Annotated in this window: 23 protein-coding genes; 14 read left to right on the plus strand and 9 right to left on the minus strand. The window is 72.9% G+C overall.

Going from position 1 to position 23,901, the window contains the following annotated elements; translation table 11 throughout:
- The first annotated feature begins 56 nt into the window (after window positions 1–56).
- From ACGF3I_RS00945 to menC, 4 genes are all read left to right on the plus strand, one after another.
- Window positions 57–1,079 (plus strand): dipeptidase, encoded by a 1,023-nt coding sequence (locus ACGF3I_RS00945; protein ID WP_393128361.1) that lies wholly within the window; start codon window positions 57–59, stop codon window positions 1,077–1,079.
- Window positions 1,080–1,303: 224 nt separating this feature from the next.
- Window positions 1,304–2,386 (plus strand): M20 family metallopeptidase, encoded by a 1,083-nt coding sequence (locus ACGF3I_RS00950; protein WP_393129079.1) that lies wholly within the window; start codon window positions 1,304–1,306, stop codon window positions 2,384–2,386.
- The gene (locus tag ACGF3I_RS00955; RefSeq protein ID WP_393128362.1) at window positions 2,383–3,231 is read left to right on the plus strand and encodes a GNAT family N-acetyltransferase; all 849 of its coding nucleotides are present in this window, start codon (window positions 2,383–2,385) and stop codon (window positions 3,229–3,231) included. Before ACGF3I_RS00950 ends, ACGF3I_RS00955 begins: the two co-directional genes overlap by 4 nt.
- Before the next feature lie 5 nt (window positions 3,232–3,236).
- Window positions 3,237–4,340, plus strand: a complete 1,104-nt coding sequence (gene menC / locus ACGF3I_RS00960; protein WP_393129080.1) for an o-succinylbenzoate synthase — start codon at window positions 3,237–3,239, stop codon at window positions 4,338–4,340.
- A 121-nt stretch (window positions 4,341–4,461) separates the two neighbouring features.
- On the opposite strand, the gene ACGF3I_RS00965 is transcribed toward menC, so the two are convergent.
- Window positions 4,462–5,229, minus strand: a complete 768-nt coding sequence (locus ACGF3I_RS00965) for an SDR family NAD(P)-dependent oxidoreductase (protein WP_393128363.1) — start codon at window positions 5,227–5,229, stop codon at window positions 4,462–4,464.
- A 324-nt stretch (window positions 5,230–5,553) separates the two neighbouring features.
- Here ACGF3I_RS00965 and ACGF3I_RS00970 point away from each other — a divergent pair, with 324 nt between their 5' ends.
- Entirely contained in the window at window positions 5,554–6,435 is an 882-nt protein-coding gene (locus tag ACGF3I_RS00970; RefSeq protein WP_393128364.1) for a GNAT family N-acetyltransferase, read from the plus strand.
- A 49-nt stretch (window positions 6,436–6,484) separates the two neighbouring features.
- Here ACGF3I_RS00970 and ACGF3I_RS00975 read toward each other — a convergent pair whose 3' ends face one another.
- A complete protein-coding gene (locus ACGF3I_RS00975; protein WP_393128365.1) occupies window positions 6,485–7,186 on the minus strand; it encodes a restriction endonuclease in 702 nt (233 codons plus the stop codon).
- A gap of 166 nt (window positions 7,187–7,352) precedes the next feature.
- Window positions 7,353–7,853: a hypothetical protein gene (locus tag ACGF3I_RS00980; RefSeq protein WP_393128366.1), complete on the minus strand. Its 501-nt coding sequence runs from the start codon at window positions 7,851–7,853 to the stop codon at window positions 7,353–7,355.
- Window positions 7,854–8,090: 237 nt separating this feature from the next.
- Between ACGF3I_RS00980 and ACGF3I_RS00985 the strand changes: the two genes are divergently transcribed.
- From ACGF3I_RS00985 to ACGF3I_RS01005, 5 genes are all read left to right on the plus strand, one after another.
- Window positions 8,091–9,083: a pyridoxal-phosphate dependent enzyme gene (locus ACGF3I_RS00985; protein ID WP_393128367.1), complete on the plus strand. Its 993-nt coding sequence runs from the start codon at window positions 8,091–8,093 to the stop codon at window positions 9,081–9,083.
- 252 nt (window positions 9,084–9,335) lie between these two features.
- Window positions 9,336–9,896 carry a GNAT family N-acetyltransferase gene (locus tag ACGF3I_RS00990; protein WP_393128368.1) on the plus strand — a complete coding sequence of 187 codons (561 nt, stop codon included), beginning with the start codon at window positions 9,336–9,338 and terminating at the stop codon, window positions 9,894–9,896.
- Window positions 9,897–10,204: 308 nt separating this feature from the next.
- A complete protein-coding gene (locus ACGF3I_RS00995) occupies window positions 10,205–11,008 on the plus strand; it encodes a SigB/SigF/SigG family RNA polymerase sigma factor (RefSeq protein WP_393128369.1) in 804 nt (267 codons plus the stop codon).
- A gap of 91 nt (window positions 11,009–11,099) precedes the next feature.
- A complete protein-coding gene (locus ACGF3I_RS01000) occupies window positions 11,100–11,294 on the plus strand; it encodes a DUF6381 family protein (protein ID WP_393128370.1) in 195 nt (64 codons plus the stop codon).
- 120 nt (window positions 11,295–11,414) lie between these two features.
- Window positions 11,415–12,770, plus strand: coding sequence for a geranylgeranyl reductase family protein (locus ACGF3I_RS01005; protein WP_393128371.1), 1,356 nt, complete (start codon window positions 11,415–11,417; stop codon window positions 12,768–12,770).
- Window positions 12,771–12,775: 5 nt separating this feature from the next.
- Here ACGF3I_RS01005 and ACGF3I_RS01010 read toward each other — a convergent pair whose 3' ends face one another.
- The 4 genes from ACGF3I_RS01010 to ACGF3I_RS01025 all read right to left on the minus strand — a co-directional run bounded on the left by ACGF3I_RS01010 (window position 12,776) and on the right by ACGF3I_RS01025 (window position 16,695).
- Window positions 12,776–13,126, minus strand: coding sequence for an STAS domain-containing protein (locus ACGF3I_RS01010; protein ID WP_393128372.1), 351 nt, complete (start codon window positions 13,124–13,126; stop codon window positions 12,776–12,778).
- Complete coding sequence (locus ACGF3I_RS01015) at window positions 13,123–14,442, minus strand: PP2C family protein-serine/threonine phosphatase (RefSeq protein ID WP_393129081.1); 1,320 nt, start codon at window positions 14,440–14,442, stop codon at window positions 13,123–13,125. The genes ACGF3I_RS01010 and ACGF3I_RS01015 overlap by 4 nt, the downstream gene beginning before the upstream one ends.
- On the minus strand, window positions 14,442–15,245 hold the full coding sequence (locus ACGF3I_RS01020; RefSeq protein WP_393128373.1) for an alpha/beta fold hydrolase: 804 nt from the start codon (window positions 15,243–15,245) through the stop codon (window positions 14,442–14,444). The genes ACGF3I_RS01015 and ACGF3I_RS01020 overlap by 1 nt, the downstream gene beginning before the upstream one ends.
- Window positions 15,246–15,354: 109 nt before the next feature.
- Window positions 15,355–16,695, minus strand: a complete 1,341-nt coding sequence (locus ACGF3I_RS01025; protein WP_393128374.1) for an aromatic acid exporter family protein — start codon at window positions 16,693–16,695, stop codon at window positions 15,355–15,357.
- Between the two features lie 629 nt (window positions 16,696–17,324).
- On the opposite strand from ACGF3I_RS01025, the gene ACGF3I_RS01030 reads away from it, so the two are divergent.
- The gene (locus ACGF3I_RS01030) at window positions 17,325–18,074 is read left to right on the plus strand and encodes a dienelactone hydrolase family protein (RefSeq protein ID WP_393129082.1); all 750 of its coding nucleotides are present in this window, start codon (window positions 17,325–17,327) and stop codon (window positions 18,072–18,074) included.
- Between the two features lie 86 nt (window positions 18,075–18,160).
- On the opposite strand, the gene ACGF3I_RS01035 is transcribed toward ACGF3I_RS01030, so the two are convergent.
- Together ACGF3I_RS01035 and ACGF3I_RS01040 are read right to left on the minus strand one after the other, a co-directional pair.
- Window positions 18,161–19,222, minus strand: coding sequence for a methyltransferase (locus tag ACGF3I_RS01035; protein WP_393128375.1), 1,062 nt, complete (start codon window positions 19,220–19,222; stop codon window positions 18,161–18,163).
- Window positions 19,219–20,217: a helix-turn-helix domain-containing protein gene (locus ACGF3I_RS01040; protein ID WP_393128376.1), complete on the minus strand. Its 999-nt coding sequence runs from the start codon at window positions 20,215–20,217 to the stop codon at window positions 19,219–19,221. Before ACGF3I_RS01040 ends, ACGF3I_RS01035 begins: the two co-directional genes overlap by 4 nt.
- 115 nt (window positions 20,218–20,332) lie before the next feature.
- Between ACGF3I_RS01040 and ACGF3I_RS01045 the strand changes: the two genes are divergently transcribed.
- From ACGF3I_RS01045 to ACGF3I_RS01055, 3 genes are all read left to right on the plus strand, one after another.
- Window positions 20,333–20,977 carry a carbonic anhydrase gene (locus ACGF3I_RS01045; RefSeq protein WP_393128377.1) on the plus strand — a complete coding sequence of 215 codons (645 nt, stop codon included), beginning with the start codon at window positions 20,333–20,335 and terminating at the stop codon, window positions 20,975–20,977.
- Window positions 20,978–21,245: 268 nt separating this feature from the next.
- Window positions 21,246–22,769 (plus strand): catalase, encoded by a 1,524-nt coding sequence (locus ACGF3I_RS01050; RefSeq protein ID WP_393128378.1) that lies wholly within the window; start codon window positions 21,246–21,248, stop codon window positions 22,767–22,769.
- Window positions 22,770–22,915: 146 nt separating this feature from the next.
- The gene (locus ACGF3I_RS01055; RefSeq protein WP_393128379.1) at window positions 22,916–23,746 is read left to right on the plus strand and encodes a DUF1206 domain-containing protein; all 831 of its coding nucleotides are present in this window, start codon (window positions 22,916–22,918) and stop codon (window positions 23,744–23,746) included.
- Window positions 23,747–23,901: the final 155 nt, after the last annotated feature.

The following is a 23,901-nucleotide window of genomic DNA, read 5'->3' on the forward strand; positions in this document are numbered from 1 at the left end:
GTTCGGCGCCGTCCCGAAGGGCGCCGCGCCCCGTTCCGTCCCGTGAAAGGCCCCCCATGTCCACCGAACTCCACCGCCGCGCCGTCGTCGCGGACGCCCACAACGATCTGCTCATGGCGGTGTCCGCCCGTCCTCCCAGGCGCTGGGGCGCCTTCTTCCGCGAGCGCTGGCTGCCGCAGCTGCGCGCGGGCGGCATCGACATCCAGGTCCTGCCCGTCTTCATCGACGACCAGTACCGCCCCGAGGGCGCACTGCGCCAGACCCTGCGGATGATCGAGTGCGCCCATGTCCTGGCCGAGGCCAACGCCGATCAGGTGGCGCTCTGTCTCGACGGCGCGGACATCGACGCGGCCCTCGCCGAGGGCAAGGTCGCGCTGGTGCTCGCCCTGGAGAGCGCGCCGGGCATCGACGCGTCCGTCGAGCTCGTTCCCACCCTGTTCCGCCTCGGCGTACGGATCGCGTCGATCGCGCACTGGGGGCGCACCCCGCTGGCCGACGGCAGCAGGGAGGACGCCACCGGCAGCCGCCTGACCGCCCCCGGTGTCGAGGCGCTGGCGGAGATGGAACGCCTGGGCATGCTCTTCGACATCTCCCACCTGAGCGCGTCCGGTGTCGCCCACGTCCTGGAGCTGGCCACCCGCCCGCTGATCGCCACCCACTCCTGTGCCCGCGCCCTGCGCGACCACCACCGCAACCTCACCGACGAGCAGATCCGGGGCGTGGCCGCCACCGGCGGAGTCGTCTGCGTCAACTTCGTGCCCGACTTCCTCACCGACACCCAGGACAAGGTGGGTGTCGAGCGGATCGTCGACCACATCGAGCACATCGTGTCCGTCGCGGGGATCGACCACGTGGGCCTCGGTTCGGACTTCGTACGCGAGGTGATGAACGACGTCACGCCGCCGTGCTGCGAGGCTCCGGACGACGAGGACCCGATGTTCGACTTCCCGGGCCTTGAAGGGCCGGCCGGAATGCCGTCGGTGACCCGGGCGCTCGTGGACGCCGGGTTCACCGAGGCGGACGTCCTGAAGGTGCTCGGCGGCAACACCCGGCGCCTGATGGCCGAGTGGATGGGGTGAGCCGGTGACCGGTACCGACAGCTCCCCGCAGGAGGGCGTCCGGCACTGAGGCGATTGGGATCCCGGTACGAATCCGGCGCCCACGCTCTGCCGCCGCCACCAACCCGGCCCGTCCGGCGCTGCCTAGCGTGACGGACGGACACCCCACCCAGGAGGACTCACCCGTGCCCGTAGACCACGACATCACCCGCGCGCCCGAGGGCCCGCCGGCGGACCTCGACGCCATGCTGGGCGACCTGGAGGAACTCGTCACCTGCGAGTCCTACTCCGCCGACCACGCGGCCGTGGCCCGCAGCGCCCGGGTCGTCGCCGCGCAGGGCGACCGGCTGCTCGGCGCCAGGGCCACGACGCTCGTCATCGACGGGGTCAGCCACGTGCGGTGGACGTTCGGCACCCCGCGCGTGCTGCTGCTCGGCCATCACGACACGGTGTGGCCGATCGGGAGCCTGCGGACCCGTCCCTGGTCGGTGGAGGCGGGCGTCGCCCGCGGCCCGGGCGTCTTCGACATGAAGGCCGGGCTGGTGCAGATGTTCCACGCACTGGCCTCGCTGCCCACGCTGGACGGCCTCTGCGTCCTGGTGACCGGCGACGAGGAGGTGGGGTCGGACACCTCACGCCCCCTCATCGAGGACCTCGCGCGACAGTGCCGGGCGACCTTCGTCCTGGAGGCCTCGGCCGGTGGCGGCGCACTCAAGACGGCCCGCAAGGGTGTCTCCCACTACGACATCACCGTCCACGGCCGGGCCGCCCACGCCGGGCTCGAACCGGAGAAGGGCGTCAACGCCGCCGTCGAACTCGCCCACCAGATAGGCGCGTTGGACCGCGTCGCGGCGGCCGTCGCGGCGGAGACCGGTCCGGGTACGACCATCACCCCCACACTGCTCTCGGCGGGCACGGCCGGCAACACCGTCCCGGCCCGGGCCGACCTGAGCGTCGACGTACGGGTCCCCACCGCCGCGGCGCAGGACGCGGTCGACCGCCACATCAGGACCCTGCTCCCGCAGCACACCGGCGCCCGCATCGAGGTGAGCGGCGGCCCCAACCGCCCGCCCCTGGAGGCCGCCGCCTCCCGCGAGCTGTTCACCCGGGCGGCCGACATCGCCGCGCGGCTCGGACTCGAACCGCTGAGCCAGGTGGCGGTCGGTGGCGCGTCCGACGGCAACTACACCGCGGGAGCGGGCTGCCCGACGCTCGACGGCCTCGGCGCGGTCGGGGACGGCGCCCACGCGGACCACGAGCACGTGATCACCGCCGAGATGCCCGTCCGCGCCCGGCTCCTGGCCCACCTCGTGGAGGCCGTGCGATGAGCGACGCCGGCCCGCTCGACATCAGAGAACTGCACGCGATGGCGGACCTCGACGCCATCTGCCGTCTGTACGCGGGCATTTGGGGCACCGAGCCCGACAACGCACCCATCTCGGCGGAGGTCATGCGGGCCCTCTCGCACGCGGGGAACTACGTGGCCGGAGCGTACGAGGGCGGTCGGCTGGTCGGTGCGTCGGTCGGCTTCTTCGCCGACCCGGCCGGCAGCACCCTGCACTCGCACATCACCGGCGCCGTCGCCGGGCGCGGCATCGGCCTGGCGCTCAAGCACCATCAGCGGGGGTGGGCCCTCGCCCGCGGTCTGACCCGGATCACCTGGACGTACGACCCGCTGATCCGCCGCAACGCCCACTTCAACCTGGTGAAGCTCGGCGCGCTGCCCGAGGAGTACCTGCCGTCCTTCTACGGGGAGATGGACGACGCCATCAACGGGGGCGACGAGTCGGACCGGGTCCTGGCCGCCTGGGACCTGACGGTGCCACCGCCCGCCGCCGCACCCGGCGGGGGCTTCGCACGGGCGGTCCCGGCCGACGCGGTCCACGGTGTCCGCGACCGCCGTGGCCGTCCCGAACTCGGCTCGCTGGACGCCCCGGTGGTGCTCATCGGTCTCCCCGAGGACATCGAGGGCCTGCGCCGCAAGGACTCCGCCGCCGCGCACGCCTGGCGGCTCGCGGTGCGCCACACCCTCGGCGACCTGCTCGACCAGGGCGCCCGCGTCGTCGGCTTCGACGCCCGGTCCGGTTACGTCGTACGCCGCGCACCCCGGCCCGCCCCGGCCCCGTCCGCCCCGTCGATTTCCCCCCGTACGTCCAACAGGAGCCAGTTGTGAACAAGTTGAAGATCTCCGGCATCGAACTGCGCCGCATCGCGATGCCGCTCGTCGCCCCGTTCCGTACCTCTTTCGGCGTGGAGACGAGCCGCGACGTACTGCTGGTGCACGTCGTCACGTCCGAGGGCGAGGGCTGGGCCGAGTGCGCCGCGATGTCGGAGCCCCGGTACTGCTCGGAGTACGTGGACGGAGCGCAGAAGGTGCTGCGCGACTTCCTGATCCCCGCGCTCCCCGCGGACGGGGTGGACGCGGCCGGCGTGGGCCGCGCCCTGGCGCCGTACACCGGTCACCACATGGCCAAGGCCGCCTTGGAGACGGCCGTCCTCGACGCCCAGTTGCGCGCCTCGGGCGAGTCCTTCGCCTCGTACTTCGGCGCGGCGAGGGACCGCGTGCCGTGCGGAGTGTCCGTCGGCATCATGGACTCCGTCCCCGAACTCCTCGGCGCCGTCGAGGGATACGTGGCCGAGGGGTACGTCCGCATCAAGCTGAAGATCGAGCCCGGCTGGGACGTCGAGCCGGTCCGTGCGGTCCGGGAGCGCTTCGGGGACGACCTGCTGCTTCAGGTGGACGCGAACGCGGCCTACACCCTGGTCGACGCGCAGCACCTCGCCAAGCTGGACGCCTTCGGCCTGCTGCTGATCGAACAGCCCCTGGCCAACGACGACATGGTCCAGCACGCGCAGCTCGCCAAGCTGCTGCGGACACCCATCTGCCTGGACGAGTCCATCGAGTCCTCCGCCCATGCCGCGGCGGCCATCTCGCTGGGGGCGTGCTCGGTCATCAACATCAAGCCGGCACGGGTGGGCGGCTATCTCGAAGCCCGCCGCATCCACGACCTCGCCCGCGCCCATGGCGTCCCGGTCTGGTGCGGGGGGATGCTGGAGACCGGCATCGGCCGCGCCGCGAACGTCGCCCTCGCGGCGCTCCCCGGCTTCACCCTGCCCGGTGACACCTCGGGCTCAAGCCGCTACTTCGCCACGGACATCACGCCTCCGTTCGTCCTCGAAGACGGTCACCTGGACGTCCCGACGGGCCCGGGCCTCGGCGTCGAGCCCCTGCCCGACGCGCTGGCGGAGGTGACGACCTCCACCGAGTGGATCACTCTTTGACGGGCCCCTGAGCCGGGCCCCGTACGCCGGGCGCCCCGTGCCGCCGCACGAACACCGGCGACACGGGGCGCCCGGTCCTCGTTCACAGCCGACGGAGCACCCACCGTTACCTGGTGTGCCGTCAGGTACGCAGGTAGGAGGCACCGTTGAGGTCGAGTACGGCGCCCGACGCCCACTCGGCCTCCGGCGAAGCGAGCCACAGCACCGCCGAGGCGACCTCCTGCGCGGAGGCCACCCGCCCGAACGGGCTCTGCGCCCGGATCGCATCGCCCTCGGCCCCGCCGAGCCGGGGCGCCACCCGCTCGGTGTCGAAGAACCCGGGCGCGACCGAGGCCACCCCGATGCCGTGCGGCGCGAGCGAGACGGCGAGCGACTGCCCGAGCGCGTGCACCGCCGCCTTGGTCGCCCCGTACGCGGGATGGTCCGGCTCCCCCTTGAAGGCGCCGCGCGAACCGATGTTGACGATGCGCCCGCCCGTGCCCTGCCCGATCATGCGGCGCGCGGCGAGATAGCTGAGGTTCGACGTGCCGAGCAGATTGACCGCGACGTGCCGCTGCCACGCGTCCACCCACTCCTCGTACGAGGTCTCGGCGAGCGGGTGCGCAACGTTCACGGCCGCGTTGTTCACCAACACGTCGATCCCGCCCAGGAGTTCGGCCGCCGCCGACTCCACGGCCGCGGCCCCGGCCGGGTCGGCCAGATCACCGCCGACCAGCCCGTGCCCCTCGCCCTCCAGGGACTCCAGGGTCACCCGGGCCTCGTCCTCGCGGGATCCGTAGTGCACGGCGACGCGGTCCCCGTTCGCCGCGAACGCCCGGCAGACGGCCCGTCCGAGGCCCCGTGAGGCCCCACTGACCAGTACGCGGCGGCCGGTGACAGGTGGCTTCATGGAGAACGTCCCCTCGCAGGTGGTTCGGCAGGCCCGACTGGCTCCGAGCACGGCTTCCTTTTATACGTGACCCGCCAACGGGCTGCCCATCGGCATCCGGTCCGCCGCCGGACACGGAGAGGAAGGCCGTCCGGGTCGGGAAGGCGCGCGGCAAATCGTTTGCCGCGGGGCCGCCACCACGGTTACGTTCCCCCGACCGTCCCGCTGCGCGCAGCGGATCCGTCCTGGGCTTCGAGGAGGTGTGCAGCACATGCGCAGCAGTGTCCCGCACCCGATGTCACGTGCACGTGCCGACCTTTCCCCCTTCTCCACGACGGAGCAGCCTTGTCGATCCGCATCACCCCACTGACCGACCCCCACCTCGCACCGTCCGGCCGCAGGCTGGCCTGGCTCGCGGCCGACGCCGACGAACTGCCGGTCGGGTCCGCGTTCCTGCGCCTCCTGAGCCGACCCGGGCAACGGCACCGTGCCGAGGTGGACATCCGTGTCCACCGGTCCGAACGGCGCGGCCGCGTCGGCTCGCGGCTGCTCGACTCGGCCACGGCCGCCGCCCGCGAGGACGGCCGGCGGTGCCTCTTCGCTCAGGCCGAGGCAGACTCCCCCGGCGACCACTTCCTGGCCGCCCGCGGCTTCCGCGCCGTACTGACCATGCTCCACACCCGCCTCTCCCTGGCCGACACGGACACCGCGGCGCTGCACGAGGCCGCCGCCCGGCCCCATCCCGGCTACCGGCTGGAGTCCTGGCGTGGGACCGTCCCGGCACACCTGGCCACGACCTTCGCCGACTCGCGCCGCGCCATGGACGACATGCCCATGGACGACGCCGACTACGGCACGGTGGCCTGGGACGTGGAGAGCGTCGTCGCCGCGGCCCGCGCCGTGGCGGACCGCGGCGACGTCCTGCACACCGTCGTGGCCATCGACACGGCGGACGACTCGGTCGCGGGCTTCACCGAACTGGTCGTCCCGGGTGACGGAGAGGGCGATGCCCAGCACTACGGCACCGGAGTCCTGCCCGAGCACCGCGGGCACGGGCTCGGCCGCTGGATGAAGGCGGAGTCCATCCGCCAGGCCCGGCAGACCTATCCGGACCTCAAGGGCCTGCTGACCGACACCGCCGCCGGCAACGCCCCCATGCGAAGCATCAACACCGACCTCGGCTACACGCCCACCCACACGGTCCTCACCTATCAGCTCGACCTGTAACGGCCCGTCACATCCGGTCCGAGAGGGGCGCGTTGCGTGGGCGTCCCTCTCAGGCGGGCCAGTGTTCCCAGGGAGCGGGGCCGGTCCCGTCGTCCCACGCACGCAGGGCCGCGCCGTCGAAGCACAGGATGGCGCACTGGGCGGCGTAGTCCAGGGCGGGTTCGGTGTACTCGCTGGTGGTGACCACCACGGCCAACTCGGCCTCGTGCACGGCGAAGCAGGTCCCGCCGAAGCGCTGCAGATCCTGGGAGCCCACCTTGTGCCCGGCCCCGTAGCACTTGCACTGGATGACGAGCCGCCGGCCGTCGGGCGCCGTGGCGATGACGTCCGCCCCGAGGTCGCCCGCGCCGCCGACGACCGCGACGTCGGAGCAGCCGTCACGCCGGCAGAGGTCGGACACGGCGTCCTCGAAGGCGAGGGGGTCGAGGTCGGCGCAGTCCTCGGCCTGCGGGACGCCGATCGTGGGCGGCAGGACGGGTGCCGGGGCGGCGGTCGCTTCGAGCGTGACGGTACGCGCCGCGCGGCGGAGCCGGTTGCTGCGTATCGCGGCGGTCCCCAGCAGGAGCAGGGCGAGCAGCACGAGCACGGCTCCGAACGGATGCGCGCCGGACCCGACCGCCGCCTTGAAGGTCAGGGCGACCCCCCAGACCATGAGCGCGACGAGCCCGAAGCCGAGCGCGGTGGTCCGCAGACTGAACACCTCGCGCCGACGCCGCGGGACGGCGGGATGACTACGGATGGGTACCGTCATCGGAGCACTCCTCAGAACTCATGGGCGGGACACGGGCGTTGCGGGACCGGCACACCTGACCAAGATCACTCCCGGCCCACGTACCCCCACTTCCCGCGTCCACGCGGCAGCCACCCCACCTACGTCGAACCCCCGCGCCTACGGCTGTTGCCGGGGCACCTCCACCTCAGCCGCACACCAGGCCCGCCACGAGCCCGAGGGTCAGCGCGAGGATCCCCCACCCGAGGATGCGTCCGACCGGCCGGACGGGCCGGCCGGCGTCCTCGCGCCGCACCGTCAGATGGACGGCACACAGGGCCGGCGCCCCGAGCAGCCACAGACATCCGGCGAGCAGGCCGCCGTCCAGGGCAAGTTGGGGCCACGCCCGAGTTCCGCTCCGCAGCATGCACACCGCGGTCGGCAGTCCCACCACGGGCAACAACCCCAGCACCGAGCCGACCACGACCCACCGCCGTCCGCCGGCCCGGCCCGGCCGTCCTGCGAGCCAGTGCCCCAGCGCCACCGCGGGCAGTACGTAGGCCGCGGTCAGCAGTGCGCTCACGCCGATCAGCAGCGGTACACCGACGGCCAGCGCGACCGGCACCAGCATGACTGCCGTGGCAAGACCGTCCGCGTGGTAGGAGCAGATCAACAGCACGGCCGACAGGACGACCGTGAGCACGGCCATGGAGACCGAGGACGGAGCCGCCCCGCGAGGGTCGGCCCCATTGTTCGCAGGGCGCAGCCCCATGCCTCTCCCCCGTCCCGTCCGCCCCTCGCGCCTTCGGAAGAGACTCTATGCAGATTATTGAACACGTTCAATAGAGCCGCTGGGGGTGCTTGCCCAGGTGCGAGTGCCGGATGTGAAAGGGTGGCCCGGTTCCGGGGGCCCCGGTGCGGGCCTGGCGGGCGGGGGTGACGTGGCGTGGATGAGGGAGACGCGGTGGTCGAGAAGTTCGCGTTGGGGGCGTGGCCGACGCCCATGGAGGCGGCGCCGCGGCTCGCCGAGGCCATCGGGCTGCGGGCCGGTGATCTGTGGATCAAGCGGGACGATCTCACGGGGCTCGGCGGTGGGGGCAACAAGGTGCGCAAGCTGGAGTGGTTCGTGGCCGACGCGCTGCGGCAGGGCGCGGACACCCTGGTCACCACCGGCGGACCGCAGAGCAACCACGCGCGGCTCACCGCCGCCGCGGCCGCCCGCGCCGGTCTCGGGGCGGTGCTGGTGATGCCCGGTCCGCAGGGGCCGCCGCCGATCGCGGGGAACCTGCTGCTCGACGCCCTGCTCGGCGCGCGCGTCGTGTGGGCCGAGGGGGCGTCCGGGCCCGCCGGGTTGACCCGGGCCGCGGAGGAGGAGTGCGTCCAGCTGCGTGAGCGGGGCGCTCGCCCCTATCTGATCCCCTTCGGCGGCTCCAGCGCGCTCGGCGCCCGCGGTTATGTGGAGGCCGGGGCGGAGATCCTGACGCAGCGGCCCGCCGTGCGGCACGTCGTCACCGCGCTCGGATCCGGCGCCACGATGGCGGGGCTGGTCGCCGCGCTCGGCCCCGAGCGGGTGCTGGGGGTCGACGTCGGCGCCCTCCCCGACCCCGCCGCCACGGCCGCCTCGATCGTCGGCGAACTGACCGGCCGCGCAACGCCCGCCTCGGCGCTGCGGGTGCGCTCGGACCAGGTCGGCGAGGCATACGCGGTGCTGCACCAGCCCGTTCTCGACGCCCTCGCCACCGTCGCCCGCGCGGAGGGCGTACTCCTTGACCCGGTGTACACCGGCCGTACGGCCGCCGGTCTCGTCGCCGCCGTCCGCGACGGCGACATCCGCCCGGGCGAGCCGACCGTCCTGCTCCACTCCGGCGGCCTCCCCGGCCTGTTCGGGCACGCGGAAGCGGTGCGGCGCGCCGGGGAGTTGCTGCGCACGCAGGGATGACCCCGGGCCGGCGCGGAACTCGTCCCGCGCCGGCCCGGCCGCCTCGCACGGCGCGGCCGGGCCGGTCGTCACCCCACCGCGCGACCGGCACCTCCGCGCCGTCCCGGGCGGACGCGCCGTTCGGGGCAGGCGCGCCGTTCGGGGCGGACGAGCCACCCGGCGGCGGCCCCGATATCCGGTGACGGCCACGAAATCCGGTGGCGCCCCGATATCCGGTGGCGACGGCGATCACCCGTCCGTCACCATCACGCCATGCACGCCTTCCTTCAGACCCAGCACCTCGTGCTGCGCCCCTTCGCCGACACCGATGCCGACGCCGATCACCTGTTCAGGCTGGACGACGACCCCGACGTCATGCGGTTCATCAACGGTGGCCGCCCGGCCGAGCGCGAGTCGATCCGCTCCCGCACCCTGCCGCGCCTCCTCCACGACCACCCCTGTTTCGGTACGCGCGGCTTCTGGGCCGCCCAGGAAAAGGCGACCGGGACCTTCCTCGGATGGTTCGAGTTCCGTCCCCTGGACGACGTCAGCCCGCTCGTCGTCGAACTCGGCTACCGGCTCAACAAGGCCGCCTGGGGCAAGGGGTACGCCACCGAGGGGTCGCGCGCCCTCATCCGCAAGGGGTTCACCGATCTCGGGGTGGAGCGGGTCACCGCGAACACGATGGCGGTGAACACCGGGTCCCGGCGCGTGATGGAGAAGTCGGGCCTGTCGTTCCTCCGGCACTTCACCGGGGACTGGCCGGAGGCGATCCCCGGTTCCGAGCACGGCGAGGTCGAGTACGAGCTCGTCCGTGCCGACTGGAAGGAGTAGCGCGGGCTCCCCGGCCGCGTGCCGACGGGAAGGAGTGACGCGGGCTCCTCGGCCACGTCTCACCGAGCACGCCCCCGCGACCCCGCCCCGCGGACTCCGCCCTCACCCGTTCGGGTCAATCCGAGAGTCGGGGCGGTCGCGACCGTTTGGGGTGGGGACGCGGGGGCAGGCGCACCTTGTGCTTCGGACCGGAGGCACGCCCGCGGGACCCGTGTGTCCTGGGCGTGTCATCTCCGGATGAGGCCTGGACATGTGGGGTTCGGCGGCGTTCTGTACTGCCGCGCCCAGACGTCCAGGAGCCCCCACCCATGACCACCACCGTTTCGCGACCGCGAAGCCACGACGACGCCCCCGACACCGAAGCCGACTTCGTCCGCCTCAACTCCCTTGAGCACGGCCCCGAGTACGACGCGCTGCGCGACGCGTTGGTGTCCCAGTGGCTTCCGATGGCCGCCCGGCTGGCGGGCAAGTACCGCAACCGCGGTGCCGAGATCGAAGATCTCCACCAGGTCGCCGCGATGGGTCTGATCAAGGCCGTGGACCGGTACGAGGCGGCGCGGGGCGCGTTCGAGGCGTACGCGATCCCGACCATCAACGGCGAGATCAAGCGGCACTTCCGGGATTCGCTGTGGGCCGTCCACGTGCCGCGCCGGGTCCAGGAGCTGCGCAACAGGGTCCGCATCGCCCGCAGTGAGCTCCAGACGGGGCGGCCCGGTGAACCGACCATCGCCGAACTGGCCGCCCAGTGCGGCCTTGAGGAGGACCAGGTGCGCGACGGCCTCGAAGCCATCGAGTCGTTCCGGAGCCTGTCCCTGGAGGCCGAGTCCGGCGGCGGCGCGAACGGTGAAGGGGAAGGGGCGTCGCTGGCCGACAGTCTCGGCGCCACCGAACCCGGCTTCGACCACGTCATCGACCGGGAAGCGGTCAAGCCCGCGCTGCGGGCGCTCCCGGAACGCGAGTCGCAGATCCTGTACATGCGGTTCTTCCAGGAGATGACGCAGCATCAGATCGCCGACGAGCTCGGTCTTTCGCAGATGCACATTTCGCGCTTGATCACCCGTGCCTGCAAGCGCGTACGCCAGCAGACGCTCGCCGAATACGCCGCCGCATAAGCCCCTCCCCTCCCCCACACCAAGCCCGTCCCACCCCTGTCCCCCTCGCTCCTGGAGGTCCCCCTTGAATGCCACGAACTCCATGAACTCCATGAACGCCCTTCCCACGGCCGACCAGGCGGGCGAGCGGGCCGCCCGGCAGCTGCGCGCCCAGGTGCACGCGCTCCGGGCCGCCGCCGAGCGCGCCGTGGACCCGGTGCTGCGCCGGCGGCTGCACGACAAGGCCCAGCGTCTGGAGCAGCGGGGCGAGCGCCTGTCCGGCACCGGCCGGGTGCCGTCCGTATAGCCGTCCCCCCGAGGGCCGGGGCGCGTGGCCGTGCGCCCCGTCGCATCCCGAGCCACCGACACCCGTGCCGCGTGCGGCAGTTCACCCGTACCGGCGCCACAGATCCCCCATAGTGGATGAGTGATCACACGAAACGATGGTGCGGGGTCCAACGGATCGAAGGATGCCCCGGGGCAGGACGGGCGGGGCGCCGACGGGGCTCAGGTCCTGGTGGTGGGGGCCGGACCCGCGGGGTCCGCGGCCGCGCTGCATCTGGCCCGGGCGGGTGTTGAGGTGCTGCTGCTGGAGAAGAGCGGCTTCCCCCGCGACAAGGTGTGCGGGGACGGACTGACACCGCGGGGCGTGCATCAGCTGGTGCGGATGGGCATCGACGTCAACGCGCCCGGCTGGATGCGCAATCGGGGCATGCGGTGGGTGTGCGAGGGGCGGCAGGTCGACATCGACTGGCCCCGGCTCGGCAGCGGACCCGACTTCGGACTGACCCGCAGCCGGCGTGACTTCGACGATCTCCTGGCCGCGCACGCGGTCGCGGCCGGAGCCCGGCTGCGTACCGGCGTCAGGGTCACCGCTCCGCTGACCGACCGGGCCGGCCGCATCACCGGGGTGACGGCGCTGTCCGGGCCGGACAAGGAGCCCGTCACCTTCCGTGCCCCGCTGGTGGTCGCGGCGGACGGCGCGTCGGCCCGGACCGCCGTGCAGATGGGGCTCGAACGCGACCCGCGGCGCACCGTCGCCACCGCCGCCCGCCGCTACTACCGCAGCGAGGAACGCTCCCACGACCCGTATCTGGAACTCTGGGCCGACCTGCTGTGCAGCAGGACGGGCCGGGACCTGCCGGGGTACGGTTGGGTCTTTCCGCTCGGGGACGGCCGGATCAACGTGGGCCTCGGCGCGCTGCCCCACCGCGGCAGCGGCAACGTCGACCTGCGGGCCACCATGGAACGCTGGCTGCCGCGGCTGCCACGGGAATGGGGCGTGACGGACGACAGTGCCGCGTCCCCGCTGCACAGCGCCGCCCTGCCGATGGGGTTCAACCGTCATCCCCAGTACCATCGCGGGCTGCTGCTCGTCGGGGACAGCGCCGGCATGGTCAGTCCCTGGAGCGGCGAGGGCATCGCGCAGGCCATGGAGGCCGCCGAGGTCGCGGCCGAGACCGTGGCCCTCGCGCTGGCCCGCCCGGCAGGGCCCGGCCGGGAGCACGCGCTGCGCCAGTACCCGTCGGAGATCCATCGGCGCTGGGGGCGCCACTACCGGCTCGGCAACCTCGCGGGCGACCTGGTCCTCGGCCGCTACGGCTACCGGCCGCTGCTGCACCCCCGGGTGATGGCTTCGCCGCCCCTGCTGCGGACGCTGGCCCGCCTGCTCACCCACGTCGCCGACGAGCCGCCCCGCGACACCATCGACGCCGTTCTGCACACCCTGATGCGCGCGGTACCGCGCGCCCGCCCGCGGGTCCGCGGGGCCGCCCGGCCCTGACCGCCTCAGGCGCTCGCGTCGCGGACGCTCCCGCCCTCGCCGTCCGGGCGCAGGTTGAAGATCTGGTCGAGGCCGACGATCCGCAGGACGCGCACGGTGTTGGCCGGTACGGCGACGAGCGCGATGTCGGCCTGGGCGGCGAGGGCATGGTTGCGAGCGGCGATCAGGGCGGTGATTCCGCTGGAGTCGCAGAAGTCCATGCCGCCCAGGTCGAGGACGAGGCACTGGCCCGGCGCAAGGGGGGTGGCGGCGATCCGTTCGCGCAGTTCGCCGGCGTACGCGTAGTCGAGCTCGCCGAAGACCTCCAGGACGGGACCGGTCTCGGCGTCGCGGGCGGTGATCTTCAGCGGGCTCATGCGGTGCTTCTCATCCCGGAGTCGGTGGCGGGGACACCGAGGGCGAGCAGCGCGGTGTCGTCGTCGAGGCCGTCCCCGAAGCTGTCGAGGAGGCCGGTGAGGGCCTGGATCACGGCGTGCGGCGCCTTGCCGGCCTGCTCGGCGGCGAAGGCCAGGAGCGCTTCGTCCCCGTACAGGCTGGTGCGGTCCTTGCCGGTGCGGGCCTCGGTGAGGCCGTCGGTGTACAGGAGCAGTGTGTCGCCCGGGGCCAGCACCGTGGAGGCGGTGGCGAACGGCGCGGAGGGCAGGATGCCGACGAGGAGGCCGCCCGGGGTGGGCAGATAGGCGGCGGTGCCGTCGGCGCGCAGGACGACGACGGGCGGGTGGCCGCCAGAGGCGAGGTGGACCGCGACCTGTCCCGTCACCGCGTCGGTTTCGAGGGTGCCGAAGACGGCGGTGCAGTAGCGCGGGTCGCCGCTCGCCGCGTACCGCTCGTGCAGTACGCGGTTGAGGGTGGTCAGGGTGGCGACCGGATCGGGGTCGTGGAGGGCGGCGGCGCGCAGGGTGTAGCGGGTCAGGGAGGTGAGCGCGGCGGCCTGGGGGCCCTTGCCGCAGACGTCGCCGAGGAAGAACGCGAAGCGTTTGCCGTCGAGCGGGAAGACGTCGTAGAAGTCGCCGCCGAGCCGGTCGGGCGAGGCGGTGTGGTAGTACGCGGAGGTCTCCACGCCGGGTACGGACGGCAGGGTGTCCGGCAGCAGGGACTGCTGGAGGACGGCGAGCGCGTCCTGCAGTCGGGCCCGGTCCTCCTCGGCCTGCCGGCGGGCCTCCTCTGCCTGGCGCCGGGCCTCTTCGGCGACCCGGCGACCGCGCAGCAACTCCTCCTCATAGGCACGCCGGTCGCGCGCGTCGAAGAGGGTGGTGCGGATGAGCAGCGGGTCTTTGGCGTCGCTGTGTTTGACCACGGAGGAGACGAGGACGGGCATCCGGCCGCCGTCGGCCTGCTTGATCTCCAGGGCGATGCCGCTGATCTCGCCCTGCATGCGCAGCAGCGGCGCGAAGTGCGTCTCGTGGTAGAGCTTGCCGCCGACGGTCAGGAGGTCGGTGAAGCGCATGCGGCCCACCACCGCCTCGCGCTCCAGACCGAGCCAGGCCAGCAGTGTCGCGTTGACCTTCGCGATGGTGCCGTCCATCAGCGTGGAGAGGTAGCCGCACGGCGCGCTCTCGTACAGATCCTCGGCGCTGTCCTCCAGGAGCGAGGCGAACGCTGCGTCCGGCGTCTGCCCGTTGCCCGGCTCGCCCGGCTCGCGAGGATCCGGCTGCTGGTCGGTCCGGCACATCATCGGCGGCCCGCGAGGAACGTGAGGATCGCTTCGTTGGTGGCCTCGGGTGCCGACAGGTGCGGGCAGTGGCCGGTCGCGTCGAGGGTGACGAGGGTCGAGCCCTCGATGGCCTCGTGGACGAAAGCGCCGACCTCGCGGGGCGCGATGGCGTCCTGGGTGCATTCGAGGATCAGGGTCGGCACCTCGACGCGCTTCAGGTCCTCCCGCGAATCGGAGAGGAACGTGGTGCGCGCGAAAACGCGGGCCATCACGGGGTCGGTGGCGCAGAAGCTGTTCTTCAGTTCGTCACCCAGTTCCGGCCGGTCCGCGTTGCCCATGATCACCGGTGCCATCGCGGCCGACCAGCCCAGGTAATTGGAGTCGAGCGAGTCGAGGAGCTCCTCGATGTCGGCGGCGCTGAAGCCTCCGCGGTACCCGTCCTCGTCGATGTAGCGCGGCGAGGGGGCCACCATCACCAGCGAGCCCACGCGCTCGGGAGCCATGTCGGCCGCGAGCACCCCCACCATCGAGCTCACCGAGTGGCCCACGAACGCGGCGTCGCGCAGGTCGAGGGCTTCGCACACGTCCACCGCGTCCTGGGCGTAGCCGCGCAGCGACGCGTAGCGGTCCGCGGAGAAGGCGGAGGTCTCCGAGCGGCCGGAGCCCACGTAGTCGAACAGCACCACCCGGTAGTCCTCGGCGAGGGCGGGCACGGTCAGACGCCACATGTTCTGGTCGCAGCCGAACCCGTGCGCCAGCACCACCGTCGGCCCCTGCGGGTTACCGGTGACGGTGACGTTGTTCCTGCGGACGATATCCATATCCCTCAGTGTCTCAAGTTGTTCCCACACATGAACAGCGGCCCCGGACTCCTCACAGAGCGCACGCCGTCTTCACAAGACCCGTGTCGTTCCTGGTCACGCACTCGGCTCAGGCCATCCGGCCTCCTCCGTCCGCCCCGTCGTCCGCCTGGTCGTCCGCCCCGTCGTCCGGCACGCTGCCCGCGACCGACGACAGATCGCCCAGCAGGCGGATCGTGTCGGCGGTGACGGCGGCGAGGACGCCCTGCCGCTCGTCACCGCGCTCCCGGAACAGCGCGGTCAGCTCGCTCTGCGCGGTGTAGGCCCTGCGCAGTGCGGCCCGCCGCTCGCGGCTGCGCCCCAGGGCCGCGTCGTCCGCCTCGTCCGCCTCGTCCGCCTCGGGTGAACCGTCCGGGTGCGAGCCCACGGCACCGGTGTGTTCCAGGGTGTCGTCACGTTCACATACGTCCCCGGCCGCACGCAGCAGCTCGGCCACGACGGCCGGGGCGGAGTCGGGCAGGGCCGAGGGGTGGCCGTCCCGATCGGAAGGCCCGGCGACCTTGTCCGGGTTGTCTGGCTTGTCGGGCTCCTCCGGCTGCGACGCGGCCGCCTCGGCCAGATTGCGGGTGATCGCCTCGATGTGATGGGTGATCCGGTCCCAGGTGAAGTCCCAGTCGGCGGGCGGGGGCAGCGGGGCGGAGCGGCGGAGCTTGCGGCCGGGGTTGAAGCGGTAGCTCTCGTCCGCCCAGCCGCGCGCGGTCCGCAGCTCGGTGACCCGGTCCGTGAGCCGTCCCGCCCTGTCGTGCCAGGCCTGCGTCCCGTCCGCGGTGAGACCGTTCTCGTCGATGCCGTCGGCGACGGCGTGCAGCAGCGCGGCGCTCTCCTCGGGCAGATGGCTGCGCAGGTGGCGCACGCTGCGGGAGTGCACCGGAGGCAGCACCAGGGCGTTGACCCCGAGCCCGATGGCCGCGCCCAGGAGCGTCTCGAGGAAGCGGTGCAGGATGTCGAAGCCGGAGTAGGTGCCGTAGACCAGGACGAACAGGGCCGCGGTCGGTGCGTTGAGACCCTGGGTCCCGAAGCGGGCGTACGAACCGAAGAGCATGGCCACCGGCAGCGCGATGACCATCGCCAGCATGGCGTTGCCGGTCGCGAGACCGGCCCCGGCGGCCAGCAGGGTGCCCATGACGACGAGCACGAACTGCTGCAGCGCCGACTTGAGCGATCTGTAGACGGTGCTCTGCACCAGGAAGATCGCGGTCCACGGGGCGAGCAGCGCCATCGGCGCCTTCCACCACCAGCCCGCGAGCGCCCAGGCGATCAGTGCCGCCGCGGCTGCCTTCAGCGCCTGGACGGCGGTGTCCCGCTCGGGCCCGGGCCCGCTCAGCGCACGGCGTGCCGACCGGCCCACCGCCGCGCACTCCCAGGTCGCCCACTGCCTCCACTGGACGACGGCCTGGCTCAGATCCCTCAACGTTCCATCCCTGTTCTCACACCCGCCGTCCGCGCGGACGGCCTGTGGCCGCCCCCGCGCGCCGACCCCTTACCGGCCCCGCCCGTCTCCGGCCCGCCCGAGCGAGCCGTCCGTCGAGTTCAGCACCTCGGCAGCGCCCGAGCGGGCCGTGGCACGCCGGGCACGGACACCTGGCCCTCCCCGGCCCCGGCGGCCCTCCCGAGCCACGCGGGCCCGCACCGGCGGCATCCGGCCACCGCCCTAGTACCCCGCTGAGCGCTTCCATGCCATCCGTCCGGGGCGACGACCCCTCGGCCGTGCGTACGGATCGGAGCGAGCACCCCATCGGGCGTCGAGGACGGCTGCGGCAGGCGCGGCCGGGGGCGGGTGGGCTCGGTACCTCAACTGCGCCCAACATCAAGCGAGTTCGGCCCGCCGACCTCAGCGCGCCGGCGCACGGGCCTCCACCGTCGGACCGGAGGCGAGGCACTACGGGCGAAGTGGATGCCCGGCGCAGCTAAATTTCGCCACCCGCTTGACCCCGGCAGGCCAGGGCCGTAATCGTGGGTGCGCGCGGGGTCGATCTCCGGCTGACCCCGCTCCGTACAGTGACTGCGCATCGGCGTCAGTCCGAGGAAGGAAGACCCGCCATACCTACCAAGACGTTCCAGATCACCACCGCGGACGGCCGGGCCGACGCGATCGCCGCGTTCCCGGACGACGGCGAGCGCCACCCCGGCGTGCTGCTGTACATGGACGCCATCGGCCTGCGGCCCGCGCTGACGGACCTGGCCGCCCAGCTGGCCGGCCACGGGTACTACGTGCTGGTCCCCAATGTCTTCTACCGGCACGGCCCCGCCCCGGTGGTCGAGCTTCCCGAGTACATCGGGCCCGAGACCCGGCAGGCGCTCTTCGGCCGGCTCATGCCGCTGGTCGACGAGCACACGCCCGACCGGGCGCTGCGCGACGCGGAGGCCTATGTCGCCTTCCTCACCGCCCAGCCCGAGGTCGCCGCGGGGCCGGTCGCCACGATCGGCTACTGCATGGGCGCGGGTCTGGCCCTCCGCACCGCCGCGGCCCACCCGGACCGGGTCGCCGCCGTGGCCGGATTCCACCCGGGCCTCCTGGTCACGGACGCTCCGGACAGCCCGCACCGGCTCGCCGGTGACCTCACCGCCCGCCTGCACCTGGGCTTCGCCGAGGGCGACGTCCCGCACATGGCGATCGGCGATCTGGAGAAGGCCTTGGACGCCGCGGGCGTCGAGCACAGCTGTGAGGTCTACCCGGACACCGTGCACGGCTTCACCATGCCCGACACCAGCGCGTTCAACTCCGCGGCGCTGCAACGCCATTGGGACCGCCTGCTGCCGCTCCTCGCCGAGACCCTGCGCAAGGCCTGAGGCCGTCCGGAGCTCCGCCCGGCGCCAGCGGGCCGGGCGGGGCTCCGTGTCGCGCGGCCCGCACCGCGCCGCGGGAGCCCTGCGCGTCAGCGCTCGCGCGCCGCCTCGATGAGGGAGTACGGGGTGGCTCCCTCCAGGAGCGCGACCGACAGGACGGTCAGCCCCGCGCGGTGGCACACCTCGGCGAAGTCCTCGCGGGTGCGTTCCCGGCCGCCCACGTTCACCAGCATGTTGAGGTCGCTCAGATACGTCACGTCCCCGGAAGCAGTGGAGCCGGTCACGGCGGCGCCGGGAAGCACCGGTTCCACGACGAGGACGCGGCCCGCGGGCGGCAGCACCTCACGGCAGTGGCTGAGGATCGTCACCGCCTGGTCGTCGTTCCAGTCGTGCAGGACGCTCTTGATCAGGTAGAGGTCCGAGCCGCCGGGAACGGAGCGGAAGAAGTCCCCGGGCGCCGGTGAGCAGCGGTCCGTCAGGCCGTGCCGCTCCAGTGTGCCCGGCGTCTGGGCCAGGCCCTGCGCCGAGTCGAGGACCACGCCGGCGAGGGCCGGGTGGGCGGTGAGGACGGCCGCCAGCAGGGTGCCGTCTCCCCCGCCGACGTCCGTGACCGAGGTGAACCGGCCGAAGTCGAAGGCGTGGGGCAGAACGGCCGCGACCTCTTTCGTCGCCTGGCTCATGGCGGCGTTGAACTCGGCCGACAGGTCCGCGTGTTGGGCGAGGTGGCTGAAGAAGTCCGTGGCGAAGACCTGGTCGAAGGCGACGTCACCAGTGCGCACGCTCGTGTCCAGGTGTTCCCAGGCGCGCGTGGCGACCGGGTCGGTGAAGACGCGTACGAAGGAGGCGAGCGAGCCGGGGCGGGAGTCGTCGAGGAGACGGCCGGCCGAGGTCACGGCGAACGATCCGGGGGCGCTCTCCTCCAGCAGGCCGAGGCCGGCCAGGGCGCGTAACAGCCGGAGCGTGGCCCGGGGTTCGGTCCCGGCGGCCGTGGCGATGTCGTCCGCCCGGCGCGAGGTGTCGCCGATCAGCTCGACCACCTTGAGCCGCACCGCCGCGCGCAGGGTCTGCGCGGCCATGCTGCCGAAGGCGGTGCGGACGATGAGGCCCCGGTCGTTGGTGTCGTCCTTCGAACGGGTGGCGGTGCTTGTCACAGGGATCTTCCTTTCGTGGGGCTGGAGCTACGGGGCGTGCGGGGCGAGGTGCGCGGGAGCGCATCGGCGCGCGCGGAGGAGCGTCCGGGCAGGTCGGCGTGGGCCGGTGAGCGCCCGGGAGGCTCGGCGTGCGGATCGGGTGTCGTCGCGTGGGCCGCCAGGGCGCCGGGGGTGCACCCGGCGAAGGCCCGAACGTCCCGGTGGAGGTGCGGCTGGTCCACGTATCCGCAGGCCGTCGCCGCATCGACGGCGCTCGCTCCGGCGCAGAGCGCCCGGGCGGCGTGGTCGAAGCGGACCAGCATGGCGGCGCGCTTGGGTGTGAGGCCCACCTGCGCGCTGAACCGGGACCAGAGCTGCTTTCGGCTCCATCCGTACGGCGCGGCGAGTTCATCGACCCGCACGCGCCCTCGGCGGGCCACGATGTGGTCCCAGGCGGCGGCGACCTCGGGCGCCATGGAGGGGGCCCGAGCGGCCCGCGCGACGAGGAACTCGTCCATCAGCGCGAGGCGTTGCTGCCAGCTCGCGCTCTCGGACAGCTGCCCGCGCAGGCGTTGCGCGGACCGCCCCCAGAGTTCTTCGAGGCTCACCACGGGCGCGGCGAGTTCGCCCGGCGAGACGCCCAGCAGGCTGTACGCGGCGGAGGGCGACAGGCGCATCTCGACGCACTCCACGTGCCGGCCCCGGACGCGGGCCGGTCCGGGCGAGAAGGTCGCGGCGAAGCCGGTCAGGGCGTGCGGTCCGGCACCGTCCTCCACGAGGAACGGGTCCTCTCCGAGCCCGATGACCACGACCACACAGGGCTGCGCGTACACCCGCTTGTCCAGCCCGGCGCCGTCGCGGTCGCGAAACCCCGCCATCCGGACTCCCGCAACGGAAACCCCGTTCCCGGGCCGGGCGACCTCCCAGCCGCTGTCGTCCCTCCGGCCGCCGTCCTGACCCCGGCCGCCGTCCTCACCCCGGCCGGTGGAGGCCGCCTTGCTTCGTTCACTGCGCATGCCTCCAAGGTCCCCGACTTCGACGCCGTTGTCTTGGACGAAAATTCCCCGTCGCGCCCCTGCCCGCGTGAGCACCCGTACCCCCATGACCAGGGCGGGTTGTAATCTGCGGGCCATGACCCATGCACAGATGCCCACACCCCGCGCCGCCCTTGAGATGCTGTTGTCCGGTAATCAGCGGTTCGTGACGGGTTCGCCCGAGCATCCGAACCAGGACGCCACGCGCCGTACCGAGGTCGCTCCGGGACAGAATCCGTTCGCCGTGCTCTTCGGGTGCTCCGATTCCCGGCTGGCCGCCGAGATCATCTTCGACCGGGGTCTCGGTGACCTCTTCGTGGTGCGTACCGCCGGGCACGTGATGGGCCCCGAGGTGCTGGGCAGCGTCGAGTACGGCGTGAGTGTGCTCGGCTGCCCGCTGGTCGTGGTGCTGGGCCACGACGCGTGCGGTGCGGTCGCCGCCGCCCGGTCCGCCGTGGAGAACGGCACGACCGCGGCCGGTTATGTGCGGGACGTCATCGAGCGGGTCACGCCGAGCGTGCTGGCCTCGCAGGCCGCGGGCCACACGGAGGACGAGGAGTACATCGCCGAGCACATAAGGCTCAGTGTCGACCTGCTGCTCGACCGCTCCCGGGTCCTGGCGGACGCGGTGGACGCGGGCACCACCGCGGTGGTGGGCCTCTCCTACCGCCTGGTCGACGGCACGGCCCGGCTGATCACCGTCCGCGGTGTCGAGGCGCCGGAAGGCGCTCTCTCCTCCTGACGCTCTCCTCCTGACGCTCCCCTCCTGACGCTCCCCTCCCGCCCCACTGGCCGTACCGCAGCGCGGCAGAACACCGGGGCCGGACGGTCCCCGTGCGCCCGGTCGCGCCGCTCAAAGGCGGCCCGACCGGGCGCTCGCGCTCGTCCTGACGGATATGCACGGGTTTGCCGATGCCCACGGACGGCTACACGCGTAGTGCCGCGTTCCGTCTTCGCGATCGCGGCCTGATCAGCGTTTGCAACGCGCACCGTACGACGGAGGCTGAGCGATGACCGACACACCAGGCAGGGCGACCACGTCCGATTCCGGCGCCCCGGTCGAAAGCGACGAACATTCCCTCACCGTCGGCCCCGGCGGTCCGATCCTGCTCCAGGACTCGTACCTGATCGAGCAGATGGCCCAGTTCAACCGGGAGCGGATCCCCGAGCGCCAGCCGCACGCCAAGGGCAGCGGCGCCTTCGGTCACTTCGAGGTGACCAACGACGTGAGCGGCTACACCAAGGCGGCGGTGTTCCAGCCCGGCACCAGGACCGATCTGGTCGCCCGGTTCTCCACCGTCGCGGGCGAGCGCGGCAGCCCGGACACCTGGCGCGACCCGCGCGGCTTCGCGGTGAAGTTCTACACCAGCGAAGGCAACTACGACATGGTGGGCAACAACACCCCCGTGTTCTTCGTCAAGGACCCGATGAAGTTCCAGCACTTCATCCGCTCCCAGAAGCGCCGCGCGGACAACAACCTGCGCGACCACGACATGCAGTGGGACTTCTGGACGCTCTCGCCCGAGTCCGCCCACCAGGTGGCGTGGCTGATGGGTGACCGGGGCATCCCCCGCACCTGGCGCCACATGAACGGCTACACCTCGCACACGTACATGTGGATCAACGCCCAGGGACAGCGCTTCTGGGTGAAGTACCACTTCAAGACCGACCAGGGCATCGAGTACTTCACCCAGGACGAGGCCGACCAGATGGCCTCGGCGGACACCGACTACCACACGCGCGACCTCTTCGAGCACATCCGGGACGGCGACTACCCGAGCTGGACGCTGCACGTGCAGGTGATGCCGTACGAGGACGCCGCGGAGTACCGCTTCAACCCGTTCGACCTGACCAAGGTGTGGCCGCACGGCGACTACCCGCTGATCGAGGTCGGCCGGATGACGCTGGACCGCAACCCCACCGACCACCACGCCGAGATCGAGCAGGCCGCCTTCCAGCCCAACAACCTGGTCCCCGGCATCGGCCCGAGCCCGGACCGCATGCTGCTCGCCCGGCTGTTCTCGTACGCGGACGCCCACCGCCACCGCATCGGCGGGAACTACCAGCAGCTCCCCGTCAACGCCCCCGTCGTCCCGGTGCACACGTACTCCAAGGACGGGGCGATGGCCTACCGCAAGACCAGCGACCCGGTGTACGCCCCGAACTCGAAGGGCGGCCCTGCCGCCGACACCGAGCGCTACGGCAGCCCGCCCAGCTGGACGGCCGACGGTGAGATCACCCGGGCGGCGTACGTCTCCCACGCCGAGGACGACGACTGGGGCCAGCCGGGCACCCTGGTGCGCGAGGTACTCGACGACGCGGCCCGCGACCGGCTGGTGGGCAACGTCGTCGGGCACCTCCTGAACGGCGTCACCGAGCCGGTGCTGCAACGCGCCTTCGCGTACTGGTCAGCCATCGACAAGACGATCGGCGAGCGCATCGAACGCGGTGTGCGCGCCAAGGCGGACGAGAAGGACCCGAAGGCGGGCGAGCAGGGCAACCCCGCGCGACGGGACATGCAGGACAAGGCCTGATCCACGGCCGCCGCCGAGCCCCCTCGCTCTTCCGGTCGCGTCGAGTGTGCCAGGACGGGCCGGGCGCATGGCCCGGCCCGTCCTGGGCACCCGGCGACCAGGACGCCTTCTCGCGTCCGTGATCCCGGAACGAGCGAGGGGGCGGCGTGGCATCGTCACACATACAGCGGGGCCGCAGTGGATCGGGGCGGCTCCGTCCGACGCAGCGGGAGACGGTGAGCGCCGCCGGCCGGGCGGGCTTCGTGGCGCGGGGCGTGGTGTACGTCCTGATCGGTGTCCTGGCGATCCGGATCGCGCTGGGAGCGGGCGGCGGCCAGGCGGACCGTGAGGGCGCGCTGGCCGAGGTGTCCGGCAAACCATTCGGGGCGGCCGTGCTGTGGGCGCTGGCCGTGGGCTTCGGGTGCATGGCGCTGTGGCGCGCGATGCGGGCGGCGCGTCCCGGCGGCGGCGACCGCAAGATCGGCTCGCGGATCCTCGACGGCGGCCGGGCCGTCTTCTACGCCACGGTCTGTTGGGGCACGGCCACCTTCGCGGCCGGCACCGACCGGGGGTCCAGCAGCAACGCCAAGTCCCGCGACTGGACGCGTTCCGCCCTCCAACTCCCTTACGGGCAGCAGCTGGTGGGGGCCGCGGGGTGTGTTCTGGCCGTCGTCGGAGTGGTGCTCGCCGTCCGTGCGGCGATGCGCCGTTTCCTGCGCCGCCTCGATCTGTCGTCCACTCCCACCGGGACCCGTCAGGTCGTCAACGCGCTCGGCGTGGCCGGCGGGGTGGCCCGTGGCGCGGTGGGTGCGGCGGCCGGCGTCTTCGTCGTGTTCGCGGCCCTGCGCTTCGATCCGGAGCAGGCCAAGGGGGTGGACGCCACGTTGCGCAGTTTCGCCGCCACGCCCGTCGGGCCCTGGCTGCTCGTCGCGGTCGCCTGCGGGCTGACGCTGTTCGGCGCGTTCTCCTTCGCCTCGGCCCGCTGGCGCCGTATGTGAGCGCGGTCCGCCGCGACGTTCGACCCGCGAGGTGGTGGGCCGCCGGGGGCCGCCCGGCCCCCCCCCCCCCCCCGGGGGGGGGGCGGGGCGCCCCCCCCCCGGGCGGCGGCGCGGTGGTTTTGGCAGGGGGCGGGGTGCCCGGGGCACATGCCAAA

Source organism: Streptomyces sp. NPDC048111, from assembly GCF_043202815.1.
Classification (GTDB): domain Bacteria; phylum Actinomycetota; class Actinomycetes; order Streptomycetales; family Streptomycetaceae; genus Streptomyces.

Coding starts and splice junctions, on each gene's coding strand:
- ACGF3I_RS00965 (WP_393128363.1), bottom strand. CDS start 5,229: ATGAAGCCACCTGTCACCGGCCGCCGCGTACTGGTCAGTGGGGCCTCA.
- ACGF3I_RS01050 (WP_393128378.1), top strand. CDS start 21,246: ATGACCGACACACCAGGCAGGGCGACCACGTCCGATTCCGGCGCCCCG.
- ACGF3I_RS00995 (WP_393128369.1), top strand. CDS start 10,205: ATGACCACCACCGTTTCGCGACCGCGAAGCCACGACGACGCCCCCGAC.
- ACGF3I_RS01020 (WP_393128373.1), bottom strand. CDS start 15,245: ATGGATATCGTCCGCAGGAACAACGTCACCGTCACCGGTAACCCGCAG.
- ACGF3I_RS01040 (WP_393128376.1), bottom strand. CDS start 20,217: ATGCGCAGTGAACGAAGCAAGGCGGCCTCCACCGGCCGGGGTGAGGAC.
- ACGF3I_RS01010 (WP_393128372.1), bottom strand. CDS start 13,126: ATGAGCCCGCTGAAGATCACCGCCCGCGACGCCGAGACCGGTCCCGTC.
- ACGF3I_RS00980 (WP_393128366.1), bottom strand. CDS start 7,853: ATGGCCGTGCTCACGGTCGTCCTGTCGGCCGTGCTGTTGATCTGCTCC.
- ACGF3I_RS00955 (WP_393128362.1), top strand. CDS start 2,383: ATGAGCGACGCCGGCCCGCTCGACATCAGAGAACTGCACGCGATGGCG.
- ACGF3I_RS00975 (WP_393128365.1), bottom strand. CDS start 7,186: ATGACGGTACCCATCCGTAGTCATCCCGCCGTCCCGCGGCGTCGGCGC.
- ACGF3I_RS01045 (WP_393128377.1), top strand. CDS start 20,333: ATGACCCATGCACAGATGCCCACACCCCGCGCCGCCCTTGAGATGCTG.
- ACGF3I_RS00950 (WP_393129079.1), top strand. CDS start 1,304: ATGCTGGGCGACCTGGAGGAACTCGTCACCTGCGAGTCCTACTCCGCC.
- ACGF3I_RS00990 (WP_393128368.1), top strand. CDS start 9,336: ATGCACGCCTTCCTTCAGACCCAGCACCTCGTGCTGCGCCCCTTCGCC.
- ACGF3I_RS01015 (WP_393129081.1), bottom strand. CDS start 14,442: ATGTGCCGGACCGACCAGCAGCCGGATCCTCGCGAGCCGGGCGAGCCG.
- ACGF3I_RS01000 (WP_393128370.1), top strand. CDS start 11,100: ATGAACGCCCTTCCCACGGCCGACCAGGCGGGCGAGCGGGCCGCCCGG.
- ACGF3I_RS00945 (WP_393128361.1), top strand. CDS start 57: ATGTCCACCGAACTCCACCGCCGCGCCGTCGTCGCGGACGCCCACAAC.